This is a genomic window from Candidatus Pantoea floridensis (assembly GCF_900215435.1).
Lineage (GTDB): Bacteria > Pseudomonadota > Gammaproteobacteria > Enterobacterales > Enterobacteriaceae > Pantoea > Pantoea floridensis.
In genome coordinates this window covers 31,872-54,160 of the sequence record NZ_OCMY01000003.1, presented here as the reverse complement: position 1 = coordinate 54,160, position 22,289 = coordinate 31,872, and the positions used below count along the sequence as shown (strand labels likewise).

Below are 22,289 nucleotides of genomic sequence, written 5' to 3'. Positions count from 1 at the left end.
AATTAAGAATCTAAGAGCCCTTGGTGCTGCGTGTAAAGCAAAACAAATCAAATGAATAATAATAATGAACGAGAGTTGGTTTACACGCATTATCAAATCTGAATTAGAAAAAAAATTCAGACCCTTAACATGCTGGGAATTTCAATCTGAAATACAATAACAAAATATAATTATATCAATAACTTATCATTGAAATTGGCTCGGGTAAAAATGCAGAATGTGAGTGCATTCCATAAGCATGTAAGAGGGCGAGGGCAGGTTGAAGAGGATATTGAAAATTTGATTACTACTAAAGAGGAGCATAAAGCGATTTCAATAACCGATGTGGAATGGGATCAACACCTCATGCTTGGTACAACATTTCAATGAATTTCATTAAAAGTTGCACGTAGCATCATAAACTGTACACTAGCTTCAAAAGTTACCAACGGAGCGGAGTAATGAGAAGCAATTACGGTGGCGTTGACGAAACAGCACGCAGGGCTAATGCCATGCTACGCAGCATGAGTGATGACATTACCGATAGGCGTAATGAGTATGGCCTCGATCAGTATTACCAGACTTTTACTCGCAACTCAGTTGCCAATCTACCGAAGCTCAGCCGCCGCGCTGTTGAGCAAGCTATAGAAGAGATGGAATCAAAAGGGCATGTGTTTGGCAAAAAGGACGCTGGAAATGCAAAGCATTATGCGCTCACCATTCAGGATGTAGTCGATATATACGCTCATCGTAAAGTCCCTAAGTACCGTGATATCCATGCGGGAGAAGGTCCTTTTGTAGTGTTTGTAGTGAACCTGAAGGGCGGGGTTTCAAAGACTGTTAGTACGGTCACATTGGCGCATGGATTACGTGTTCATCCCGACCTTTTACAGTATGACCTGCGAACGCTTGTTATCGATCTTGATCCACAAGCATCCAGTACGATGTTCCTTAACCATACCAACAGCATTGGTTCCATCGTTGAAACTGCAGCTCAGGCTATGCTGAACGACCTTGATGCTGTCCAAATTAAAGAAGACATCATCAAGCCGACTATTATTCCAGGCGTTGATATTATCCCGGCTTCAATTGACGACGGCTTTATAGCTAGCCAGTGGAGCAATCTAGTAGACCAGCACTTACCTGGAGTATTGCCCTCAGAAGTGTTGCGCCGAAACATCATTGAACGTGTTGGCAAAGACTATGATTTCATCTTTATTGACACCGGTCCGCACCTGGATGCGTTCATGCTGAACGCTATAGCGGCAAGCGACTTACTGCTAACGCCAACGCCTCCGGCTCAAGTAGATTTCCACTCTACTCTTAAGTACCTGACACGCTTGCCTGAGATGCTTGAGCAGCTCGAGGAAGAGGGAATCAACCCCCGCATTAAGGGAAACATTGGCTTCATGTCAAAAATGACGTCCAAACGCGATCATGAAATGACGCATGGCCTGGCTCGTGATGTATTTACCTCTTATATACTCGATGCCTCTTTGCCTCGCCTTGACGGTTTCGAACGCTGTGGTGAAAGCTTCGATACAATCGTTAGCGCCGATCCACATTCATATCCAGGTAGTACCGAGGCTCTTAAAAACGCGAAGCGTGAAGCCGAAAGATTTACGCAAGCGGTGTTTAAGCGAATTGAATTTGTGAGAGGTATGAAGTGAAGAAAGAAATGGTAAAACTGGGCCGCCAGTTTGGGAATTCAAGTTTTTCAAAAATGTTGAGCGAAACAGACAGCGAACGTGTCTTTACCTTGAAGTCTGGCGCAGAAGCCCGATTTACGCTCAATAAGGTATTACACGATGATATTGAAACCCAGACCTATGTAGATTCCTCTATTAATGGCCGTGATCAGGCTCTTCTTACGCCTGAATCAGTCAGAGACATCGCCAGAACGATTAAATTACAGCAGTTCTTCCCAGCGATAGGTCGGGAGGTAGAAGGGCGTATTGAGGTTTTAGACGGTTCTCGTCGCCGTGCTGCATGCATTTATAATGGCACGCCTTTTGAAGTGTTGGTAACACGTGATGAAATTACTCTCACAGATGCACGACAGCTAGCAATCGATATTCAGACAGCCAAGGAGCATACGCTTCGCGAACTTGGTAAGCGCTTAAAGCTGATGTATGCAGTGGATATGAACCAGTCGGAGATTGCAGCTGCAGAAGGTTTGTCAGCCGCTAAAGTAACTCGTGCATACCAAGCAGCTTCTGTGCCGGATGAAATGATAGCAGTGTTCCCGTCTATCAGTGAACTATCCATAAATGACTACCAAACGTTACTAGATATCGCTGAAAAGGCTAAAGCTAAGCACATGAGTATCGAAACGCTTGCAGCTGCGGTACGTGAGCGCATTAGCAATGATGTGGCTTACGCATCTGACGATCCTTCTGTTAAAGCTAAAATTATTGGCTATTTTCGTGCGGAAAATGCTGACGCCAAAAATAGTCGCGGAATCAAAAAAGTTGTCACTGAAAAAATTGCTGATTTTAAAGATAAAAAGCAGTTTGCTCGTAAGAAGACGGATGCTGAGAAACGACTGGTGACTTATGAGTTTTCACGTTTACCATCGACCTATCAAGCAGAGCTCGATGCTGCTGTTAAAGAAGTAATTGCGCGGATGCAGGCTGAAAGTGATAGCTAATTAATATCATCATATGAAAAGAGACACTACCAGCCTCTAGTCGGTTGGTGTCTCATTCAAGCAGAATAAATGAAATTCTGACAATTTCACCCCTTCAAAATACGCTGTAAGCTACTGTCATAACTACAAAAAAATAAAATATTTCACATTGAAATTCCCAACCAAAGTCTATCTTTGCATCAAAAGATGGACATTTGTACATTCACAATTTTCATGACATTTACAAGCCAAAAATGGCACTAACGTAAATATTACAGAAGACACAATTATAGAATGCTAATGCAAACTTGAACCAGATAAATCAAGGGATTGAAGTGTTATCTCGTTTCATGGTTAAAAGAGAGTGCAAATCTGGTTATCATTCTCACAGAGCCATACTGATAAAGACAGCCATGGATCAAGGCTGAAATGGATTTTGCACAGTTATTGCTCGAATTTTAATGATGCCTCAAGCTAGTAGCTTTCAAATCAATGAGCTACAAAATATGACGTCTCTACGCTAAAATTCCACCTTAAACAGAGTTGTTTCCCTGCAGAATTCACTAGAATGCGTCATACATTGGCAAAAACTTATCTTTCACGATTTCATCTCTAGCGCTTTTATCAAATGCTCATCATGAGCAATACGTGATTCAAACAAACTGAAATCTCCAAATACTTTGAACTGAATGCACCAGCTATGTCGTTTTCTCGACAAGTGAAGAATGGACCCAGCGTGCTGGCATGTCACACATTCCTACACTCAAAGTCTTACTATTAACGAAACCATCTGAGAAACATGATCAACGGAGCAGGGTAAAAGCAGAAAAATTTTGAACCTGACTTAAGAAATTAAAAGGATGATGAAAACAGATATCACTATTCAAAGGCATCCAGCCACTAATCTCATCAATCCGCGTACTTTGATTAAGGGTTGGAATCATATCTGGCATATCCCAACCTTAGAGCAAAACACGAGCTAGTCGTGAGATAGCTTTTCGAGATGAAAAGGATCTCGCAGCATTTTGAGGCCATGTTTTCATATCTTTATATAGAACTACATCTGATAACCGATCATTCATACATCCATTCGTGAATGAAATTTGCTCGAAATGGTTTCCAGATTGAGAATTATGAGCTTAGAAGCACTTAATTTTTATAAATAACCCTTATATCTTTGAAAGGAAAAGACAGCGACTAAATCAGGTGGGTGAGGTTAGGTAGGAATTTTTTTCGATAACCTCTTAAACATTAAGTGACGTGCAAAAGTTTATGTATGGAAAAGTAGGAAAAATGAGTAGTAGGACATGTCCACAAAGCCAGCATCAAAAGATGCTATAAAAATTAGCAGAGTTAAATACAACCTCTTGGTCAAATTCATTTAACAGTTGAATTTGTCAGTATTTTTTCAAAAATGACCACTATAGCGAGTAAACTACTCTCTATAGCGGTCATAGAAGATGCCCATAGCAAGTCTTCTTGTATGGATAAAATCTTCCAGTCGAGAAAACCAGAGAATGATCACTCTCTATAGTGGTCTTGTACTCACTACTATGGTCATTAGTCTAGAAGCGTAAGATGAGTAGAAAGAATATTTAATCTATAAAACAAGATATTGTAGATTAATATTTGTAATTCGGTCGCGCTCTTGTACCTTAGATTCCCGCCATGATGAGCATAAAAAAGAAGCTATTCTTCGAGGTTTGATGCGCGAAATCTTCGAACCAATGAGGAACGGATAAGATCTCACCCGTCTAGCGCAGTTTAATTGCTTAATTTCATTAGACGACCTAGCACAAATACGCTGCTCAGAGTTTTCTACAGCCCGTACTCAGCTTTAACCTTTGATATGCGCAAAATTTTTCATGAGCCATTATTTACATCGTCCGGCCCGACTTTATCCACGTTATCCACAGACCAGATCCAATAACTTGATCCTAATATGATCCCATTGAGATCCTAAACAGATCCCGACATCGCTACAGGCCATGGTATTAAAGGCTTAAACCCTTATCGATGACTGCTGTAGAGAGCGTAATGACTATTGTAACGAGTAACTTGACCGTTATAGAGAGCACTGATGACCTTTGTAGGGAGAACATCATGACTGCTATAGTGAGTAAACGTATGATTTGCTGGTTAATAAGTCATGTTGACGATAACTTGAGCTTAGCCTTGATGTTAAAGGGGCTCAGCTCCGTGAGTAATTTCTAGAGCGCTTAGATTTAAATAGTTATGCACCGAAAACAGCACCTGAATGGCAATAATTCGTTTTTAAAAGTTATCAACTGAATAGATCCAATAACAGATCCATACAAGAACCTAAAGGTTCCTAATAGATCCCTTTACACCATGAAGCCTTGATATAGCTGAGTTTAAGAAGGATCGTTGACCGCTATAGCGAGAAGAAAGACTACTGTAGCGAGTAATTAAACCACTATAGTGAGTAGAATAACCGCTGTAGTGAGTGCTAGTATCCCCTGTAACGAGTAACGGCGATTATCGCTTGTTCATATCACGGATTTTCAAATGCCGAAAAAAGAACAAGAAATCAACCTGATAGCTGAAGCATTCAGTGAAACGGACAAACGAACGGGTGAAATTATTCACCTAACGCCCAACAGTAATAATACTGTTCAGCCAGTAGCATTAATGAGGCTTGGTCTATTTGTTCCAACACTGAAATCCACCGCTAATGGTCGTAAGAATCAGATGTCCTCAATGGACGTGACTGATGAGCTTAAACAACTCTCGATCGTTAAGGCTGAAGGTTATGAAAATATCAAGATCACTGGCGCACGCCTTGATATGGATAACGACTTTAAAGCCTGGGTCGGGATCATTCATGCCTTTGCGAAATACAAAGTGCTGGGAGACAGTGTAACGCTCCCCTTTGTTGATTTCGCCAAACTCTGTGGCATCCCCTCCTTGCGCTCTTCTGCGAAGCTTAGAACGCGTCTGGAGGCCTCTCTGACGCGTATTGCGACTAACACAATCCATTTTGCTAACAAAGAGGGGGAGTATTACGTCACGCATCTGGTTCAGTCAGCTAAATACAGTGTCAAAAATGACACCGTGACATTGCAGGCTGATCCTAAGATCTTTGAACTCTATCAGTTTGATCGCAAAGTATTGCTTCAGCTACGCGCCATCAACGAATTAGCGCGTAAAGAGTCTGCTCAGGCACTTTACACCTTCATTGAAAGCTTACCTCCCGATCCCGCTCCGGTGTCCATGCAGCGTCTTCAGGCGCGCTTAAATTTGACCTCACGACCTAATACCCAATATGCCACTGTGAGAAGGGCAATGGAGCAGCTGAAAGAGATTGGGTACCTCGATTACACAGAGTTCAAACGAGGTTCGACGATCTACTTCTCTATCCACTATCGGCAACCTAAGCTAAGGCCTGCAAACATCCCGATCAGTCTTCCAGAACTTGAAGACGATCAGCTGGAGAGTGATGTTGATATTGCTCCTGCTAAGAAGCCAGTGAAGCCGAAAGCAGCTCCTAAAGCCAAGAAGGAAGGCGCTGGCAAGATGGTTATGTTGTCAGAAGAAGAGCTGGCTATGTTGGAAACTATCAGGAAGAGTAAGAAGAACTAACGTCAAAAACTGACAGGAGAGGGCACTCAACCGTGAGTGCTTTTTTATTATTTCTTAAAACTATGACCGCTATAACGAGAAGCCTACTCGCTATAGCGGTCTTTTACCTACGAACCTATTGTGACTGTTTTCACTCTCACTACAGCGGTCATCAAATTCATTTGTCGGAGGTTTGATCTAAATTTCACTCTATAGCAGTCTTTTACCTTGCATTGACACTAACCGCTGTAGTGAGAAAACGCCGATAAACGTCTGGTTGAGCATGACTGCTATAGCGAGTAGACATAACAGCATAAGGTTTACGTTTTATAAAGCGCCCTAGTGATCACTAACCTTGTAGGCCTTTTTGCAACTGATGTTAGTAACTACTAACGGTATATATACTCATCAGGCTATATTCTTTAACATACATCCTTTATTTTGGCTTCGAGTCTCAACTCTCTGCTGATACTCTTCACAGAGGTCATCACCTTTTACTCGCTACAGTGGTCATCGTAAGTCTACGAGCCAATTTCTCACTACAGCAGTCGTTACTCTCTGTATGAATCGCCACGGATAATCTAGATACTTCTGAGCCGTTGATAATATAGGTTTTCATATCCAGCCGGTGGCATCTGCTCGCTCGAACCATGCCGACACTTACTGTTATAAAACATTTCGATGTAATCAAAAATATCGCTTCTGGCTTCGTCTCTCGTTCCGTAGATCTTTTTCTTAACCCGTTCGCGTTTCAGTAGCTGGAAAAAGCTTTCCGCAACCGCGTTGTCATGGCAGTTACCGCGACGACTCATGCTGCCTTCCAGAGCATGTGATTTCAGGAACGACTGCCACTCATGGCTCGTGTACTGACTGCCCTGATCAGAGTGAACCAGTACCTGTTTTTGAGGATTACGCCTCCACACCGCCATAAGTAATACGTTCAGGACAATCTCTTTTGTCATGCGGGGTTGCATTGACCAGTCGATAACTTTTCGGGAGAACAGGTCAACCACCACGGCCAGATACAGCCAGCCTTCGTGGGTTCGGATGTAGGTTATGTCCGTCACCCAACGCTCATCCGGTGAGTCCGGATTGAACTGCCGCTGGAGCCTGTTGGGTGCCACGATGCTGGCTTCGCCTTTACGTGCCCATGGGCTACGGTACCCAACCTGAGCCTTTATTCCGGCACGCTTCATCAGCCGCCAGACCCGGTTCACTCCGCACTGCTGTCCGGTATCACGCAGATCGAGATGGATCTTGCGATAACCATAGACGCACCCAGACTCAAGCCAGAACTGTTTGATCTGCCCGGTCAGCATCTGGTCTGCCTGGTGACGCTGTGAATGTGGCTGCTGAAGCCAGGAATAAAATCCACCTGGATGGACATCCAGAACCCGACAAAGCAAACGAACAGGCCAGCAACGGCTGTTGTCGCGGATAAAGGCGTACCTCAGTCGGATAGCTTTGCGAAGTACGCCGCTGTAGATTCAATTGGTCAATGCAACAACCATGTGAAAACATGTGCTTGCGGAGGATCGTTGGATGAGACGTACATTTACAGCACAAGAGAAAGCGTTGTTTTTTGACCTGTGGAAGAGTGGGGCAGGCTTTAGTGAGATAGCTAAAATTCTGGACTCAAAACCCGGAATAATTTTCACAATGCTGAGAGATACGGGGGGCATAAAACCCGGTGATCGCAAGCGGGCAGAGGCTCATCTGACGCTGTCTGATCGCGAGGAAATACGAGCCGGCCTGTCAGCCAAAATGAGCATTCGTGCGATCGCTGTAGCACTGAATCGTGCCCCTTCTACGATCTCACGGGAAGTTCAGCGTAATCGGGGCAGGCGTTATTACAAAGCTGTTGATGCTAATAACCGAGCCAACCGGATGGCTAAAAGACCCAAACCGTGCTTGCTGGATCAGAATGTGCAGCTGCGGGAGCTTGTTCTGGAAAAGCTGGAGCTGAAGTGGTCTCCAGAGCAAATATCAGGATGGTTAAGGCGAACGAAGCCGCGTCAGAAAACGATGCGAATCTCAGCTGAGACAATTTATAAGACGCTGTATTTTCGTTGTCGTGAAGCCCTTCATCATCTGAATGTTCAGCATCTGCGCCGTTCACACAGCCTTCGGCATGGAAGACGCCATACCCGTAAAGGGGAAAGAGGCACGATCAATATCGTAAATGGAACACCCATCCATGAACGTTCCCGACATATTGATAACAGACGCTCTCTGGGGCATTGGTAGGAGGATTTAGTCTCTGGAACAAAGAACTCTCATCTCGCGACTCTTGTAGATCGAAAATCGCGCTATACGCTCATCCTTAGGTTGAAAGGAAAAGACGCTGTTTCGGTGAACGAGGCGCTTACAGAAAAATTCCTGAGCTTGCCAGCTGAACTACGGCAATCGCTGACCTGGGACAGAGGGATGGAGCTTGCCAGGCATCTGGAATTTAGCAGCAGCACGGGAGTGAAAGTTTACTTCTGCGACCCCCAAAGTCCCTGGCAACGAGGCACAAACGAAAACACGAATGGACTGATCCGTCAATACTTCCCCAAAAAGACATGTCTTGCCCAATACACCCAGCTGGAGCTAGATCAGGTTGCAGCCCAACTAAACAGCAGACCGAGAAAGACACTGAAGTTCAAAACACCGAAAGAGATAATTGGAAAGCATGTTGCGTTGACAGGTTGAATCTACAGCGGCTTTTTTAATATATCCCGTTCGTCGGTGTCTCGCTTCAACTCCTTCTGAAGACGGCGGATCTCGGCCTGAGTATCTGACTGTTCATGATTAGTGGAAGAATCCGGACCGTACTTCTTTATCCAGGCGTAAAGACTGTGAGTGGTGATATCGAGACGTGTTGCAACACTGGAAACAGAATGACCGCGATCAACAACCTGTTTGACCGCTTCAATTTTGAACTCTTCGGGATAACGTTTACCGCTCATGGGTACCTCTCTTTTAAGTCATCTTAAATGACTCTGAGGTGTCTGTTAAACCCATGGCGATTCATCTATCTATTTTGGGTAAATATTTTAAAAAGCTGGGGTGCGGCTTTAATTAGATCAGATAAGACTGTTCAGATAAATACTTATCTGAAAGGGTTAATCGACAGGAATGAGTATTTTAACGTATTATTTTTATCCTGATAGGAGCTTTCTGTATAGTGAGTAAGTTAAAAAAGCAAACAGCATGTTGAATAAATGTAATGTTAGTCCATTAAGAAAAAATCTTTTGTCGCCTGAAATTAACATCATCGGTCATTGATATTCCCAAATAGCTTTGTGTAAAAAAATCAAACATACCTATCTATCCAGCGTTCTGACTGAACATTCAATTGCCTTGATCATTAGCTCGGATCGCTCAATTTTTTTGTTAGCTAGTACTGTTCGCAAGGCATCAGCAATTACCATTTGCTTTGACTCAATACCTGCATCATGAAGCGTAAACACCATATCACCCACAACACGACACATCTCATTATAAAGTTCATTAGCTTTCATTGTATGTGCCTGTATATTAATAAGTGGAAATGACAATAATGGTGAGTGAATTTCGTATAAAACTTCCCCGTCTCAATGACCGATAGAATGAACTCTGATTAACTGGATCATTCCCAAGTCGATCATTGAAACTATAACGATATCACTGAGTTTCTTTCCTGAACCGGTTCTTATAGAACATAGCGGTTCTCTTGCGCGTTTTAATTCTGTTCCTGGCGTGGGTAATTATAGTTTCCCATCTCGGGTCAACTCTGCTGTTGTTATAGAGATTCAGGTCTTCAAGCAATTGTGACCACTTTTGAACTTGGTAAGCCTTATCGGGACCCATTATATCACGCATGGACTGGATGAGTTGGTCAACTTCCCTTTTTGTATCAGAGCAAGGCTTACCCGCCTGATGCTCAGCCGCTAATTTTCGTATTCCTATTGCAAAAAAATGTGTGCTAACATCATTCACGTATAACTCCTTTGATAGAATATTGTCTCATGGATGCTGGTGAGATACTTAAAACATTTTAAAATTCACTGTCATCTCAGTATGGTTACAATCAAAGTATTCTTTAATTATATCGCCACATGGACTTTATCGCCAATTATTTGCCGTTAAATTGATTCAAAATGGAAGATGCCTAATGGCATTAACCTAATTTTGAAAAGGAATGAAAATACGCGTTTCCTTACCATATGTTTTCGCTTTGTAAATAATTGTTTTTTTAAGTGCAGATGGTCTGGTTGATAAATTTAGAAAAATTCCGCAATCCTGAATCGTTTTACGGCCGCGCTGAAAATTGCCGGGGGAAGACATGAAAATAAATTTTTTATCTATTTAATCTTTCAGTAATTATATTTTTACGCCTGTCAATGGTTACTAGTCATGCTTCTTTCATTGATATGACTCGAGTTCATTTGGCTAATTCTCTAATTAGTTAACCTTTGAAAGATTTAATGAATGAAAGAGGGGCTGAGAAGTGATTTGATCATTAAAAATTTATCATGGCTTGCGGAAGCGTTAAACCGGGCCAATGTCATGTTTTAACGCCTCATTAACACGAGATCAACATTAATAAGCGCTGTAATTAACAAGCAAACATTAATGCCATTTTACATTTAGGGAAAGCATAAATAATAACCATTATAAATAATCACATGGTACCATTTGCGGCTGAATTACATCAGGACTTTATAATGAACTTCAAAATCTCTAACAAACTGGTATACGAAGCTGAAACACCTAAAGGATTGCTATGCAGGTCAATTATAATTTATGTCTTTATCATGACCGGCAGTGTTTTGGCTCTTTCCCTAATCTTTAGAAATGCCGATCGCTTAAATTTTTATTTTTTCATCAATTCCTGCACCGTATCTATTCTGACATGGATCATCAGAAAATCTTTTAATATCAAGTCAGAGGAAAAGCATCTGGCTGTTTTCAGGATCGGCTTGTTTTTTTTACTTAACTCATCTCTTGTATCAATGGCCGGTGGCCTAGCGTTACTAGAGAGGGATGTGGCTTCACTAGTGGCTGCAGTCCTTTATATACCAGCCATTCTCATGATTATTTATTCATTTAACAGATTTATTAAGTATGTTAATCATAACTATCAATCTGTAGTGAGTCTTTCTATGACAGATGAATTAACTGGTCTTCCTAACAGACGACACCTAAATTCAAAGCTAAGGGAGATGGAAGGGAGAGTAGGGACCATATGTATTGCGGATATTGACCATTTCAAAAAAATTAACGACACTTATGGTCATGAAATGGGGGATAAAGTTTTAAGAAATACGGGGGCGATATTAAGTCGGTTAGCCAATGAAGGCGTTTTTATTTCACGATCTGGCGGCGAAGAATTTGCCATTATTATATTCGATAGTCTGAATGCTGGGGAGACTGTAAGAAAAATAAAAACGTCAGTTTCTGAGGTATGTAACAGCAAGATAAAGGTCACGCTCAGTGTCGGCGTGGCCACAAAACAAGCTGCAGAATCAGCTGATTCTGCTGCCGATGAAGCCCTCTATCGTGCCAAAAGAGCAGGCAGGAACCGAATCGTTCATGCTTCAAAATACAGTAAACTCTGATTGTTGTGTAGTCAGTTGCATGAAGCGTGCAGAGATCGTGATTTCTCATTTTTTAATATCATTCTGTTTGATATCATCCTTCTGCCTGCACGGGTGACGATGCCCCCGGTTTATAAACTCTTAGTAAACCCAGCATAATCATTGCTAGTAGCGGGGCGTACGATATCCAGGCGCCGTGGTTTTTTGGGGTGCGTATCTGACAGGTTTGTGTAACGTTTTACCCCTATTAACTATGCATTTTGAGGGGAAATCGCTAGTAAAATTTATAATTTTCATAATTAAATGCTGAATAAGTTTGGGGATGATAAGGTACAATTTCGTTAAGATATGGCTCGTTAAAATATATTTTTATCAGGAAATCTCGTTTTACCAAGAGCGATCAATGATTTGCTTTCGCTTCGGATTCTACACTACGACGATGCTCAAGGTGATAAAGCCTGCAGTTTGAAAAATTTCCGCCATGGGTGCTCTTCACAGGATACATGCCAATTTTGGATCATAAACGGAGTAATTGCGCTTGATGTAAGTGCATGATTTTATTCAAAATGTTTACATGCTAACATAGAGATACCCTCATGTATTGAGTGGTGGCAGTAACCCCTCCTGTTTTTAATGATATTTCTTGCGATATAAATAAATTACCCAAAATCTTGGAAAAAAATGCCCGCAAGCCTTAACGGGCTAATCGTTGATTTGTATCGCGGTGAGACGATACCGCTCTTTGATAATCTTTTTTCTTTCTTTAATCCACTTAAATCGCATATAGCTGAATAATTGTTGGTCACAATTGACTTAAGTAAGAATATCTGCGTTATATGCCCTCGTTCAGTCTTGCGCAATCATCCTGAGTAGAACATATATTGTGCCCTCCTCTCACCTTCAGCATTGGCTGGCGCTGATAACATCAGATGTCACCTCTAACCGGGCCCTTATAGCCATGCTTCAGAAAAAATTTCGCCTGCGCACGCTACTTATTTCGCTTTTCGTGGGGGGCGTCATGCTTACCTCCGTCCTGCTGCTGGGGGCGCTGCTTCTCTTTCAGAAGTGCAACATTGAAGACAGCCTGATGGAAAGCAACATTGCCTATGCCCGGAAATTAGCAGACACCATGGGCCGCTATCTCGCTATCTCGCTACGGCGCAGCGCGAGCTGGCCTGGAGCACAACCAGGATCAAGGGACTTACCGACCTGACACTGCTGCGGGATGAGACCGATCGACTCCGTCTTCAGTCTGGTTTTTTAATTCAGTCGTGGTGGTAAACCGGGACGCCGTCATCGCCGTCACCTCACCAGAAAGCTTGAACTTGGTTGGCCTGAAGCTATACTCCGACTCGAGTCGGCGGGCTATTGCTACGCAGAAACCCTTTATTTCAGCGCCGTTTACCTCCGCCTCGGGTAACTACGTGGTGTTTTTGCCCCACCCCCTTTTTGCAGCGGATGGTAATTACCTGGGTTACTTAGGCGGCACCATCTACCTTAAAAAGCAGAGCATCCTGGGCGACATCCTTAGCCAGCATTTTTATACCAGAGGGGCGGTGGTGAGCATCGTCAGCAATGACGGCATGATTATCTTCAGCCATGATCCGGCCCGCGTAGGTGGACGTATGCCCCTCAGTCCTGAGCTACAAAAGCAGCTTGCCGCAACCTAAAGCGGGCGTTTCAGCACAGAAAGCGGCGGCCAGCATTTCCTCACAGGGTATGCGAACCTCCAACGGAACGACTGGAACATCTTCATCACCGGCACATCTGAGACTGTCCGGCACATCCTGATGCAGACGGTAGAAAATGCGCTCTGGTTTTTGCTCGGAATTATTGGCATTACGGCCGCCGTAATGGCACAGCTGGCACGACACCTCGTTTTTCCGTTAGAAAGGCTGGCTGACATGGTGCGCAATGGAAGCAGCGAAGCACAACCTGTTCTGCTTACATCAGAGAAGGCCTGGTATTTTGAAGCAGACCGTCTGAAAGAGGCTGTCCAGGAACACCTCAACGCCATGGCGGGGCGCATGGCGACGCTCAGCGATGAGGCCATGACCGATCCATTGACTGGGCTCTGTAACCGCCGCGGTTTTAACGTGCTTGCCGATCAGCAGAGTGACGACTTGGCTCAATGCGTGATAGCCATTGATATTGATCACTTCAAGAAAATTAACACTGGTACGGACACGAAGTCGGGGACGCGGTGCTGGTAAGCCTCGCCGCCCTGCTGCGTCAGATAAGCCGAACAGACGACGTGGTTAGCCGGTTTGGCGACGAGGAGTTTATTCTGTTGTTGCCTCAGTCAGGGTTGACGGATGCGGCGCGGACGGCCGAACGTATCCGACAGGTTGTCAGCTCAACGATGTTCCCTTTCGTGGGTACAATGACAGTTTCAGCGGGCATTGCAGCCCTCAACGAATGCGGGGGAAGCCGCGATGCATTACTGCGCCGTGCTGATGAGGCGCTCTATGTGGCGAAGGGGCTGGGCGCAACGTAGTGATAATAGCGAGTTCTGCCGGCTTCAGCCGTTACGACGGGCTCTGATTAGTTAGTGATTGAAAGGGCGCAAAAATAAGCCTCTGCTAACCAGGGTGGTCAGAAATCCAGGGCGTTGCTTCGCCGGCAGGGGAGTTAAAGATGTCGCAGCGCTCTGCTCATGTACTTTTAAGGGTTTTAATGCCCTCTTTCTGTTCCCGACATACCCCTTGCCGGGTTTTTTCATGGTCGGGCGAAGCGTCATTTTTCTGAAGCTCCGGCCGATTTGTTTTCCTGCGCCCATAAAGCATTTCAGCACAGCCCCCGCATCTTCCATGCAAGCCACTCGTCAAGCTCTGCTTCCGGGAGAGCCCTGGAGTAGAAAAAGCCCTGAGCCTGGTCGCAGCCGTACTCGGTAAGTGCCGTAACCGTTTCTGCATTTTCCACACCTTCTGCGAGCACGGTATAGTCAAGATCTTTAAGCATCGCGATAATGCTGCGCGCAATGATGCGTGAGGCGGTATCAGACGATATTTCGCTGATAAGAGAACGGTCAAGCTTGATTACGTCAAGCGGCATGCGTCGCAGGTAGCTGATATTGCTGTAGCCGGTGCCGAAATCATCCAGCGAAATGCCGAACCCCCGTAGCTTGAGCATTTCCAGCCCCCGCATCGCCGCAGTGCTCTCAAGAATACGCTCAGTCTCAAGACACTCAATGCCCAGTAGCGAGGTCGGAAGCTTAGCCCTGATCATCTTAGTCTCAAGCGCGTCGGCAAACCCCTCCCGGGCAAAGTCGCGACTACTGATATTGATGGTTACCGGGAGCTGGGTGCAGCTGTTACGCAGCCGGGTCAGCCGTTTAATAACGCGCGCCGTAACCCACGTCGTCAGCTCGCTGAGAAGCTCAGTCTGTTCGGCCAGTGGCACAAAGTGTGCCGGAGACAACTCTCCACGTTGCGGGTGCCGCCAGCGGAGTAATGCTTCCAGGCCCACGGGTATCCCGCTGTGCAGGCAGATTTTGGGCTGGTAAGCCAGCCAGAGCCCGCAATCTTCGCGCAGGGCGCAGGCCAGCTCGTGCATCAGGGTGAAATCCTGTGTATGCCGAGCGTCAGCGTCCTGACTGAAACGCATTGAGGGCAGCCCTCGCCCGATAGCCTCATGAAGGGCGCTTACCGCACGACGTAGCGCCTCCTGAGGAGGAATTTCACCGCAGGTAAAGGTGACTTCACCCGTGTGCGTTGCAAGGGCGACGGCGATACCTTCGCCAAGATCGGCGCTGATGCCCTCCAGTCTTCCCGCCACCCATCCCGCAGTAAGGTGACTATGGTCACGCGTCAGAATCGCAAAGCGGCCTGTTGCGACGGTATACAGCATTTCCCCCGGTCCAGGCCGCAGGCGCAGCGGCAGCAATGTGGCGACATCTTTCAGCAGGCTTTCAACCGGCCCCATTCCCATAGAACGGGCGAGTTCGTAAGCACGCGGCATATCGATGCAGTCAATCAGTACCAGACGGCGGGACGTATTTTCTCCCGAGGCAGCCAGGAACTGCAGGTCCCGGATAAGCCGCTGACGGTTGGGCAGACCGGTGACAGGATCGGCAAAGCCGGCTGAGTGCCAGGCTTCAAGAAACGACATCACCAGCGCGGCCAGCAGCTTCAGCGTGGTGACCTGTTCGGCACTGAACGGGTGGGGTTCGGTATCGGTAACGCACAGCGTGCCCAGCACGATACCTTCACGGTTTTTCAGCGGCGCACCGGCGTAAAAGCGAATATAAGGCGAGCCCGTGATGAGGGGATGGGTAACGAAGCGGGCGTCCAACCACGTATCCGGAACAACCACCGCGCTGTCGCTATCCACCGCGTGGCGGCAGAGCGAGTCTTCCCGCGAAGACTGACGGAGCGCAAAATTGTGTGCTGCCTGGACGAACTGGTGCTCATCGTCCAGCACGGAGATAAAGCTTCCCGGGATGCCTAGCGCCTGACTGGCCAGCCGGACAAATTTTCGCAGCACGTCGTCCCGGCTTTCATCGGGGTTTCGCAGGGCTTGGAGCGCCTGTGCACGACGATCATTGTCGCCGTTGAGATTCATCAACATGGGTTCCTCCGCCTCGGCCTGGTTCCGGAGCGAAATTAAAAAGAAAAAATGTACAGTAGCGGACCGTAAGAATGCGCAATGTCTGCGAAAGGAAAAAATAATTGAAAATTTATTATACGGTTTATAATAAGCGCATAGAGATTTAATGTCATTTTTATTTTCTTTAACGAATTCCTTACACATTTACGATTCTTTAATTTTATCGTCTGCGCGTTTTATTTTTTTAAATAATCTGCCAAGCTTATTCTATTAAAACATTGCGCATAATTTAATAACGCATGCAATTAAACAGCAATTATTAACTAAAATAATTAATACTTATTAAGTAATTACCATACCAGGGAAATCACATGCACTTACTCTGACACTTTACCATCCGCCGCGTCGTGCAGTGGACGATGGTCGTCTCACTGCCAGTAGTGGCGCTCATGGGCGGCTACGGCACACTGACCCTGCGCGACATATACTGGCACGCGGACCGCGCAGAAGCGCTGACACAGCAACTGACTTTTCTCACGCGTAGCGGCAACGTGATGCATAGCGGGACGTAGCACGAAAAAAGGGCATTGATGGCCGCCAGCGCGCTGCTGGTCTTCTGTGACGCTATCTTATGACTATTCTCGTACGCCTGCAGACTAAAAACCACGCCCACGTTAAAAGCCTCTGGGAAGGAGAACTCATACGAGAGCCTGAAGACCTCGACAGCAATTGCTTGGATCAGCTGTTGCCGTTTGTGAAAGAGATGCGGTGCTACCGGCAAGATGCATTCAGATTATTCGCGACAACGCCGTCATTCTTTACCGCGAGGCCGGCAACATTGAGGCCGGTAATGCGGATTTGTCGGATCGCGCCTCGGCACAGGCTGCTGCGCTTGAGCAGACTGCGGCCAGCATGGAAGAAATCATGTTCACAGTCAGCCACTATGCCGAAAATGCCTGCGAGGCCAGGGGGCTGGCTGGCCGCACTGCCAGCACCACGTACCTGGGGGCTGAGCTGATGCGCTCGGTTGTGACGGCCATGGGCAGCATTACCGAAAGGCTCAGAAAAAATCCGGCAGTTTACCAATACCGTTAACAGTATCGCTTTTCAGATTAATATTCTGGCGCTGAACGCCGCCGTTGAGGCCGCTCGCGCCAGCGAGCAGCGCCGTGGCTTTGCAGTAGTGGCTGCGGAGGTCCGTTTGCTGGCGCAGCGCTAATGCCTCGAAAGAAATTGAGAGATTCATCGCACGGTTACGAGCGATCGGGTCAGCGAAGGTCGCCATGCGGCGGACAACGCTGGCATAACTATGTAAGAGGTGCTGCACGGAGTCGGTGAGGTAAACGAGTTTATTCGGTATAGCAAAGTAAAGGCATCGCGCATGTAACGCTTGCCATTGCTGAGCTTGACCGCGTCACGCTGCGAGTGCGGGGCTGTCAGCAGCTTTTGGCCATATTCAGTAGCCTCAGCAGACAGACTGATGCGCTGGGCGGCGTTATTAGCCGCTTCACGTTACCGGATAAAGCTACCCCAATGGCCGCCTTGGCTGTACCGCTGGCGGAGCTGTTAACCGGTAACTGGATTGTCTTCAGTCGTCAGTAGCGGGACGCACGTGGGGGCGGGTTTTTCTCCAGCCACGCCCGCACCTGATCTGCATCCGGGCCAGCCTCACGCACGGCCCTTGTTAAACGCTCCTGTGTTGTGTGTAGCTCCAGAACCCAGAAAGTTATTTGCCACTGCTCGCGAATGTCTACCTGGGTGAGATCGCCGGGCACACGTCGCTGAATATAGTCACGATGTTTCATTGGGGAATCCTTTTATTCTTCGAAGGGTAAGGCGATGCATGTATTTCGCCCTGTAAATCCCCCATTTCCCTACGAATGACCGGCCGGAATAAACCGGAATAATCTCTCTGTGTCAGTAATGCCTCAAAAGGAGATAAATCCTGGCTGCCATATGATTCACATCCTTGCTCATTGCGAACGAGAATCTGGGATAGGTAAGAGGATTAATTTGGTTTTTATTCCGGGGAGTTATTCTGTACTGAGTTTGAGCATCTTGACTGCGCCAGCTAACAATTAAGATAATGTGAAGTTTTAAACCGGTGCACATACCGCACCGGTTCCACCCGCCATAGTAACTTAAGCAGGGGGTATCTCTGGGAAGTAAGCCATTACTGCGGCCCGTAGCTGTAGAGTTCAACGTTCGTGAACTCCGACTCGCGGCCGGCCTGTCGCAGGAAAGCGCCGCCGAACGTTTCGATCTCAGCCTGCGGGTCTGGCAGACGAAGGAAGCCGCAAAAAATCCGGCGACGCTAAGCCAGGGCGAATATGAACTTCTGCTGCTGCTCGCCGGTCAGCATCCGCATTTTACTCTCGTGCCGCAGAAGAAAAAATAATACGTTCTACTTACTCCCAACCTTAAGTTCAGTTGAAATATGCCGATACAGGTGGTGGGGTAGGAGAAGAAAATATTATTCCGCTATGTGGGCCAGCTTTACTGAAAAGATCCTGCGGGAACACAGCTGTGAGCACGGTCAGGTAGCGTCGCCCGGTTCGTTACCCGGCTGTACACACACTACAGTCTGCCTGCACGGGATATCCTGAACGTGTACTGCGGGGGCGCTTTACGGCCCCCTTAAAGCCCCCACCCAGGAACGCTCCGGAAAACCACTTTCAGGATCGGTTCATTGGGCTGGAGGACTATTTATTATCCTGTATCTGCCTGCGGGGAGATAAAGAACTTCAGGGCTCCCATCGCGCGCGGGCCCACGGACGGGCCTTTCTTCCGGCAGCGAAGCGGCAAGTTTTATGCGGCTCCGTCTGATTGAACGTGTCCCCTTTATGCTGTGTCATGCCGGCCACAGACCACTAAACACAAGGGGCCAGACTGTGAAACGCCTGACCGATATCCACGAGGCGGCCCGCCTCGACGCGCTGGCACAGTACCAGCAGACGGGCGCGCTGCCGGCAGACGCACTTGACCGCCTCACCACGCTCGCCGCGCGCCTTTTTCGGGTGCCAGTAGCCTTTGTCTCGCTGATTGACGATCAGCGCCAGTTCTTCACATCCCGCTACGGGCTGAACATCTCTGGCACTGCTCGGGAGGTGGCCTTCTGCGACCACACGCTGGCGCAAGGCGACATTCTCTGCGTGCCGGACACCCTTGCCGATTCGCGCTTTCGTGATAATCCTCTGGTACATGGTTATCCGCATATCCGCTTTTATGCGGGGATCCCGCTCTCCACCCCGGACGGACACCATATCGGTACAGTTTGCCTGACCGACACTCAGCCGCGAACACCGCTGACGGATGCAGACAGACAGCACCTAGCCGATATCGCCGCGCTGGTGATGGACCGCATGGAAGTGCACCGGCTCGAGGTGCTGCGACACGCCAGTCAGCAGCGGCTGCAGGCGATATCCGCCACATCTCCGGACGCCATCATCTGCACAGACCTGCGTCGCGGCATCACCTTCTGGAACCCAGCCGCTGCCGCCCTGTTTGGCTATGATGAGAAGGAGATGTCAGGGCAGTACGTGGCTGCGCTCATTCCAGAGCGGTGCCAGATTGACTACCGCAACGAACTTGATCGGCTGAGCGCAGATGAGGCCGCCATATCCCAGCCGCGTACCATGCAAATATGGGGGCTCAGGCGTGACGGTCAGGAGTTTCCTGCCGAAGTGTCCTTTTCTGGCTGGCGAGAAGACGGCGAGCGGCTGGTCGGCATGATCATCCGCGATGTAACCGCCCGTCATGAAAGCGAGGCCCGGCTATGCGAGCTGGCCTCTCTTGATATGCTGACCCGACTTGCCAGCCGCAATGCATTCATGCATCAGCTCGGGCAACTTACTGAGGCCGGCGTGCCGTACACGCTTCTGATGACCGATCTCGACGGTTTCAAGGAGGTTAACGACACCCTCGGCCACGCCGCTGGCGATGCGCTACTGTGTCATGTTGCGGAGCAGATACGTGCGGTATGCACTAGCGCGGTTACCGCTGCGCGACTCGGCGGGGACGAGTTTATTATACTGTTGCCGGGCGAAAGCACGGAGGCAGCCCTCATAGCTGAGCGACTGATTGCCGCGATACAAACACCGTTCCGATATCATGATTCCCCGATTGTCATAGGCGCCAGTACGGGGATTGCCTGCTATCCAGAACACGGGAATGACCCGTCAGCGGTAATGTCCGCGGCCGATCTGGCTCTCTATAGGGCCAAGGCATCAGGGAAAGGCTGCTGTGTGTTGTTCCTGCAGGCATTTCGCGAAGCGGAGCAGCAGCGCCGACGCTTTGAGCGCGAACTGGAGGCCGCAGTGCGTCAGCAGCAGTTTGTCCTTTACTATCAGCCGCGCTACGACGTGCAGAGCGGTGGCCTCATTGCTTGTGAAGCGCTGTTGCGCTGGCAGCACCCGACTCGCGGGTTGCTGCTACCGGCAGAATTTATCAGCATGCTGGTGAAAAGCCCCCTGTCCGTAACACTTGGTGAATGGATTATCCGCTGCGCGCTGGCACAGGACCGCCAGTGGCAGCTATGCAGCCCCCTGCTTCGGGTCAGTATTAATCTCTTTCCGCGCCAGCTAACGGGGACAGGGCTGGAAAACGTGCTGCGGGAATCTGCCGGCGGCGACGCATGTTTTGTAGATCTGGAGGTTGATGAACCTCAATTGACGATTCTGATCCAGGACACGCCGGCGCGATTTGAAGCCGTAAAAAAAACGGGCGCTTCATTCGTAATCGACCATTACGGTAAAAGCCTTGGAGCGATTAACCTTCTGCTGCACGGTTTCGTAAGTGGCTTTAAAATCGACAAGTCGCTGACGCACGAAATAGAAAAGAGTATGCGCGTGCGCATGTTGTTTAGGGCCATTGCTGCTCTTGGTAAAAGCCTGGGGATCAGCGTGGCGGCGGAAGGAGTCGAGGATGCGGAGCAGCAGGCGTTTGTAACCATTACCCAGTGCGACATCATGCAGGGAAATGGACTATGCCAGCCGCTTACCGCAGGAGAATTTGAGATCCTGCTAGTGGCAGAGGATGGCAGACGAACACACATGATTCCATGAAGAACCGAAAACAGTGCGTGTCAGCACTCATCTTAGTCTAAAAAGCAATCGGTTTGCGACCATTACCAGAAGTAGAAAGGCAGGGGGCCTGACTATATAACCTCTTCTCTCATCTCAAGGTTAATCCGAAATTTCAGTTTAACTTTTGCTGGGTCAAACAGTCCGAATGATAAGTATCGGAGGTGCAGGTGGCTCGTGTGCTGACGAGCCCGGTCGTAACTGCAGTCTGAGCATGCACAGTACGTTTTACAGTGGTTTGATTCTACCGACGTGATCTGCACCTGAGCATGCGCGGCTTCGCTGGCTCAAGGGATGCGGCAGCACCTTGGGTACGGACTGCAGATCGCCGATACCGCCGGGGTAGTTGCAAAGCAGGAAGATTATGGCGCAAACCCTAAGGAAGCGGGTGACGGAGGAGGTTGTATGGAAGCCGAATGTCTACCTGGATAGAACGACTTGCAAAATCATGGACCCAAAGATACCTCCGCCAATCCGCAATATAATGGGCGGTAAAGAGTTTCGCGCGTACATGGCGCGGTGGAGAATAAGGTCGTAATTTTCAGCATTCCCCCTCAGCGAAGACTCACATCTTCTTGTAAGTAAAAGAAAAAAATCGACGCCACAGAGCTGCAGACATCGCAAGAGAAGGAGAACAACTCACTTTAAAAGGGTTGGTTATCAGCGGTAGCTCACTGTGAATCATTACGATGATATGCCCAGCCTTCAGAGAATACTGATCACTGCTGCACTATTGCCAGAAATCCGGCTGTTAGTTCTCCGGCTACACATGCGCTGACAGGGCGTAGCACATTACACGCGCATTGTATGAAGCAATCCAGCTAACTGTATCTGTCCGATCCGTCGCAGACACCGGTCTGTGAGTATGATCTCGAATGTGAGTTCAGCTGAAAGCGTTCGCCTTTT

Annotated in this window: 19 protein-coding genes and 3 pseudogenes; 15 read left to right on the top strand and 7 right to left on the bottom strand. The window is 47.7% G+C overall.

The window, feature by feature from the left end:
• Positions 1-440 precede the first annotated feature (440 nt).
• Together CRO19_RS24270 and CRO19_RS24265 are read left to right on the top strand one after the other, a co-directional pair.
• Positions 441-1,649, top strand: a complete 1,209-nt coding sequence (locus tag CRO19_RS24270; protein ID WP_097098398.1) for an AAA family ATPase — start codon at positions 441-443, stop codon at positions 1,647-1,649.
• Positions 1,646-2,629 (top strand): ParB family protein, encoded by a 984-nt coding sequence (locus tag CRO19_RS24265; RefSeq protein ID WP_097098397.1) that lies wholly within the window; start codon positions 1,646-1,648, stop codon positions 2,627-2,629. Before CRO19_RS24270 ends, CRO19_RS24265 begins: the two co-directional genes overlap by 4 nt.
• Before the next feature lie 782 nt (positions 2,630-3,411).
• On the opposite strand, the gene CRO19_RS26195 is transcribed toward CRO19_RS24265, so the two are convergent.
• Positions 3,412-3,561 carry a hypothetical protein gene (locus tag CRO19_RS26195; RefSeq protein WP_176519255.1) on the bottom strand — a complete coding sequence of 50 codons (150 nt, stop codon included), beginning with the start codon at positions 3,559-3,561 and terminating at the stop codon, positions 3,412-3,414.
• Between the two features lie 1,576 nt (positions 3,562-5,137).
• On the opposite strand from CRO19_RS26195, the gene CRO19_RS24255 reads away from it, so the two are divergent.
• On the top strand, positions 5,138-6,211 hold the full coding sequence (locus CRO19_RS24255; RefSeq protein ID WP_097098395.1) for a RepB family plasmid replication initiator protein: 1,074 nt from the start codon (positions 5,138-5,140) through the stop codon (positions 6,209-6,211).
• Between the two features lie 560 nt (positions 6,212-6,771).
• Here the strand turns inward: CRO19_RS24255 and CRO19_RS24250 are convergent.
• Positions 6,772-7,665 (bottom strand): annotated as a pseudogene (locus tag CRO19_RS24250) (IS3 family transposase); the annotation flags it as partial.
• A gap of 67 nt (positions 7,666-7,732) precedes the next feature.
• Here CRO19_RS24250 and CRO19_RS24240 point away from each other — a divergent pair.
• Positions 7,733-8,884 (top strand): annotated as a pseudogene (locus CRO19_RS24240) (IS30 family transposase).
• 11 nt (positions 8,885-8,895) lie between these two features.
• On the opposite strand, the pseudogene CRO19_RS24235 reads toward CRO19_RS24240, so the two are convergent.
• Both CRO19_RS24235 and fumD read right to left on the bottom strand, forming a co-directional pair.
• A pseudogene (locus tag CRO19_RS24235) lies at positions 8,896-9,141 on the bottom strand (transposase); the annotation flags it as partial.
• Between the two features lie 357 nt (positions 9,142-9,498).
• Positions 9,499-9,696, bottom strand: coding sequence for a fumarate hydratase FumD (gene fumD / locus CRO19_RS24230; RefSeq protein WP_097098392.1), 198 nt, complete (start codon positions 9,694-9,696; stop codon positions 9,499-9,501).
• Between the two features lie 1,185 nt (positions 9,697-10,881).
• On the opposite strand from fumD, the gene CRO19_RS24220 reads away from it, so the two are divergent.
• The 5 genes from CRO19_RS24220 to CRO19_RS26365 all read left to right on the top strand — a co-directional run bounded on the left by CRO19_RS24220 (position 10,882) and on the right by CRO19_RS26365 (position 14,251).
• Positions 10,882-11,775, top strand: coding sequence for a GGDEF domain-containing protein (locus tag CRO19_RS24220; protein WP_097098390.1), 894 nt, complete (start codon positions 10,882-10,884; stop codon positions 11,773-11,775).
• 937 nt (positions 11,776-12,712) lie between these two features.
• Positions 12,713-12,967, top strand: coding sequence for a hypothetical protein (locus CRO19_RS26380; RefSeq protein WP_320204554.1), 255 nt, complete (start codon positions 12,713-12,715; stop codon positions 12,965-12,967).
• Between the two features lie 112 nt (positions 12,968-13,079).
• Positions 13,080-13,424: a cache domain-containing protein gene (locus CRO19_RS26375; protein ID WP_320204553.1), complete on the top strand. Its 345-nt coding sequence runs from the start codon at positions 13,080-13,082 to the stop codon at positions 13,422-13,424.
• Between the two features lie 120 nt (positions 13,425-13,544).
• Positions 13,545-13,967 (top strand): GGDEF domain-containing protein, encoded by a 423-nt coding sequence (locus CRO19_RS26370; RefSeq protein WP_320204552.1) that lies wholly within the window; start codon positions 13,545-13,547, stop codon positions 13,965-13,967.
• Entirely contained in the window at positions 13,958-14,251 is a 294-nt protein-coding gene (locus tag CRO19_RS26365; protein ID WP_320204551.1) for a GGDEF domain-containing protein, read from the top strand. Before CRO19_RS26370 ends, CRO19_RS26365 begins: the two co-directional genes overlap by 10 nt.
• A 51-nt stretch (positions 14,252-14,302) precedes the next feature.
• Here the strand turns inward: CRO19_RS26365 and CRO19_RS24210 are convergent, their stop codons facing one another.
• Positions 14,303-14,566 (bottom strand): hypothetical protein, encoded by a 264-nt coding sequence (locus tag CRO19_RS24210; protein WP_097098389.1) that lies wholly within the window; start codon positions 14,564-14,566, stop codon positions 14,303-14,305.
• Entirely contained in the window at positions 14,542-16,323 is a 1,782-nt protein-coding gene (locus tag CRO19_RS24205) for a bifunctional diguanylate cyclase/phosphodiesterase (RefSeq protein ID WP_097098388.1), read from the bottom strand. The genes CRO19_RS24210 and CRO19_RS24205 overlap by 25 nt, the downstream gene beginning before the upstream one ends.
• Positions 16,324-16,721: 398 nt before the next feature.
• Between CRO19_RS24205 and CRO19_RS26190 the strand changes: the two genes are divergently transcribed.
• From CRO19_RS26190 to CRO19_RS26185, 4 genes are all read left to right on the top strand, one after another.
• Positions 16,722-16,874: a hypothetical protein gene (locus CRO19_RS26190; protein ID WP_176519254.1), complete on the top strand. Its 153-nt coding sequence runs from the start codon at positions 16,722-16,724 to the stop codon at positions 16,872-16,874.
• A 196-nt stretch (positions 16,875-17,070) separates the two neighbouring features.
• Positions 17,071-17,397 (top strand): hypothetical protein, encoded by a 327-nt coding sequence (locus tag CRO19_RS25980; protein WP_141400286.1) that lies wholly within the window; start codon positions 17,071-17,073, stop codon positions 17,395-17,397.
• Complete coding sequence (locus CRO19_RS25975) at positions 17,372-17,521, top strand: methyl-accepting chemotaxis protein (RefSeq protein WP_141400298.1); 150 nt, start codon at positions 17,372-17,374, stop codon at positions 17,519-17,521. The genes CRO19_RS25980 and CRO19_RS25975 overlap by 26 nt, the downstream gene beginning before the upstream one ends.
• 227 nt (positions 17,522-17,748) lie before the next feature.
• Positions 17,749-17,904, top strand: a complete 156-nt coding sequence (locus tag CRO19_RS26185) for a hypothetical protein (protein ID WP_176519252.1) — start codon at positions 17,749-17,751, stop codon at positions 17,902-17,904.
• Here the strand turns inward: CRO19_RS26185 and CRO19_RS24195 are convergent.
• Complete coding sequence (locus CRO19_RS24195; protein WP_097098387.1) at positions 17,898-18,107, bottom strand: DUF3606 domain-containing protein; 210 nt, start codon at positions 18,105-18,107, stop codon at positions 17,898-17,900. The genes CRO19_RS26185 and CRO19_RS24195 overlap by 7 nt on opposite strands.
• Before the next feature lie 353 nt (positions 18,108-18,460).
• On the opposite strand from CRO19_RS24195, the gene CRO19_RS26360 reads away from it, so the two are divergent.
• Together CRO19_RS26360 and CRO19_RS24185 are read left to right on the top strand one after the other, a co-directional pair.
• Positions 18,461-18,700 (top strand): transcriptional regulator, encoded by a 240-nt coding sequence (locus CRO19_RS26360; protein ID WP_097098507.1) that lies wholly within the window; start codon positions 18,461-18,463, stop codon positions 18,698-18,700.
• Between the two features lie 445 nt (positions 18,701-19,145).
• Entirely contained in the window at positions 19,146-21,365 is a 2,220-nt protein-coding gene (locus CRO19_RS24185; RefSeq protein WP_097098506.1) for a putative bifunctional diguanylate cyclase/phosphodiesterase, read from the top strand.
• The last annotated feature ends 924 nt before the right edge of the window (positions 21,366-22,289 follow it).